The following is a 2,338-nucleotide window of genomic DNA, read 5'->3' on the forward strand; positions in this document are numbered from 1 at the left end:
CGCTCGTCGTCGTTGAGGCGCTTGGCGACGTCGCGGACCGTGTCTTCGACGAACTTGGGGTTGTCGTAGGCGCGCTCGGTGACGTGCTTCTCGTCCGTGCGCTTTAGGAGTCCGTAGAGCTCGCAGGAGGCCTCGGCCTCCACCATTTCGATGAGCTCTTCGATCCACAGGAAGCCGCGGGTGCGCGCCTGCACGGTGATGTGCGAGCGCTGGTTGTGGGCGCCATAGTCGGAGATCTCTTTGGAGCAGGGGCAGAGGCTGGTGACGGGCACCACGGCCTTGATGGACATCTGCGGCTTGCCGTCCTTGATCTCGCCGATCAGGGTGACGTCGTAATCCATCAGGCTCGGCACGCCGGATACGGGGGCCTGTTTCTTGACGAAGAAGGGGAAGCGCATCTCGATGTGGCCGGCTTCGGACTCCAGCCGGTCGGCCATTTCTGCGAGCATCTGCTTGAAGGTGGCGACGCCGATCTCGTCCTCATGGCCGTTCAAGATGGCCACGAAGCGCGACATGTGTGTGCCTTTGAAGTTGTGAGGCAGGTACACGAACATATTGAAGGTTGCCACCGTGTGCTGTTCGTGACCGCTGCGGTCTTTGATGCGCACCGGGTGGCGGATGTCTTTGATGCCCACCTTGTCGATCGCGATACGCCTGGTGTCGGCGCTCGCCTGAACATCGGCGATGGCGTGGCTGGTGGTGGCCGTAGAAAGCCTGGAATCCATGAACTGCATCCTCGGATGGCGTAAGCCTCTGACCGAGCCGGCGGTCAATACCAGGCCCGTGCGGAGGAAGTGTGCGCCGGCGGCGCCGGAACAAACCGGCAAAGATTGCGGATATTGTTCGGCTGCACCGGTACTTGCGTGTTGGGCTGATTATCGGGGATCGTGCGGGGCAGGGCAAACGCTGCCCGCGCCGCAGCGTGCGGCATGGCTGAAGGCGGCGGCTCAGCGGTCGCGGTCGATGATGTAGCGCGCAATCCAGCGGAGAGGGTCAGCACGGTCGTCGAAGCCGGACAGCGCGGCGAGCGCCGAATCCACCAGCTCCTGGGCGGCGGCGTGTGCAGCGTCGAGTCCGAGGAGCGACGGATAGGTCGCCTTGTGGTGGGCTGCATCCGCGCCGCTCGCCTTGCCGATGACAGCGGTATCGCCTTCGACGTCCAGCAGGTCGTCCTGCACCTGAAAGGCTAGGCCGATGCACGCCGCATACCGATCCAGCGCTTCGATGGCGTCTGCCTCGGGTGTATCCGCGGCGATGGGTGCCATGGCGACGGCGGCGCGGATCAGGGCCCCGGTTTTGTGGCTGTGGATGTTCTTGAGCGCCGCCAGGTCCAGGCGCCGGCCTTCCGAGGCCAGATCCAGGGCCTGGCCACCCAGCATGCCGGCGGCGCCTGACGCCTGCGCCAGGCGCGCGACCATTTGGATCCGGGCGCTGGGGGCGTTGGCCTCGTCCTCGGCCAGCACACCGAAGGCCAGCGTCTGCAGGGCGTCACCCGCCAGCAGCGCAGTGGCCTCATCGAAGGCCCGGTGGCAAGTGGGTCGGCCGCGGCGCAGGTCATCATCGTCGATGGCCGGCAGGTCGTCGTGTACCAGGGAGGAGGCGTGGATCATCTCGAGCGCTGCCGCGGCCGCGTCCAGGCGCTCCCAAGGTACACCGACGGCCAGCCCGGCCGTGTAGGCGAGGACGGGCCGGACACGCTTGCCGCTGCCGAGCACCGCATAGCGCATGGCCGCGTGCAGGCGCTCCGGGGAGGTATCCGCAGCGGGCAGCAGGCCGTCGAGCACGCCCTGGACGCGCTCGCGGCATTGCGCCATCAGCGGGCCGAGTGGGTCTTCGCTCATGGGGCGCTCTCGGGGCAGGATGCGGAGCTGATCGGGCCGATTGCAGCGGGGCGCGAGGCCGGCTTGGTCACTCTTCGGTACTGCCGCGGAAGGGTTCCGGAGCCGCGCTCTCGGATTGTTCGGTCAGGATGCGCACGCGCTGCTCCGCGGCATCCAACGCCTGCTGGCACGCACGGGTGAGGCCAATGCCGCGCTCGAACACCGCGAGCGACTCCTCCAGGGTCAGATCCTCGCTTTCCAGCCGGTCGACCAGGGCTTCCAGCTCGTCCATCGCGCGCTCGAACTGCGGCGGCTCGGTGATCGTCGCAGGTGCATCCGCGACAGGTTCCGCGGTGGCGTCGGCATCCGAGGCGGCGGGCTTGGCTTTCGCGGTCTGTTTGCTCATGCGAGGGTTTGTGCATTCGGGGCCGGCTACGGTAGCTTAGGGGGATTTTGCCGTCAATTTCCGCAGCGCTGCGGCAGCAGCCGATGCACACAGGAACGGCGCATGCCCTAGG

At 66.9% G+C, this 2,338-nt stretch carries 3 protein-coding genes; all 3 read right to left on the minus strand.

What is annotated here, in order from left to right:
* Window positions 1-725: GTP cyclohydrolase FolE2 (folE2, locus tag I6U14_RS05385; protein ID WP_296897511.1), on the minus strand; the 725-nt coding region annotated here is incomplete at its 3' end.
* 222 nt (window positions 726-947) lie between these two features.
* Window positions 948-1,841 (minus strand): (2E,6E)-farnesyl diphosphate synthase, encoded by an 894-nt coding sequence (ispA, locus tag I6U14_RS05390; protein ID WP_296897513.1) that lies wholly within the window; start codon window positions 1,839-1,841, stop codon window positions 948-950.
* Window positions 1,842-1,908: 67 nt separating this feature from the next.
* Window positions 1,909-2,142, minus strand: a complete 234-nt coding sequence (locus I6U14_RS05395; protein WP_367115628.1) for an exodeoxyribonuclease VII small subunit — start codon at window positions 2,140-2,142, stop codon at window positions 1,909-1,911.
* Window positions 2,143-2,338 lie beyond the last annotated feature (196 nt).

The sequence above is a fragment of the Thiohalocapsa sp. genome, from assembly GCF_019695415.1.
Taxonomy (GTDB): domain Bacteria; phylum Pseudomonadota; class Gammaproteobacteria; order Chromatiales; family Chromatiaceae; genus Thiohalocapsa.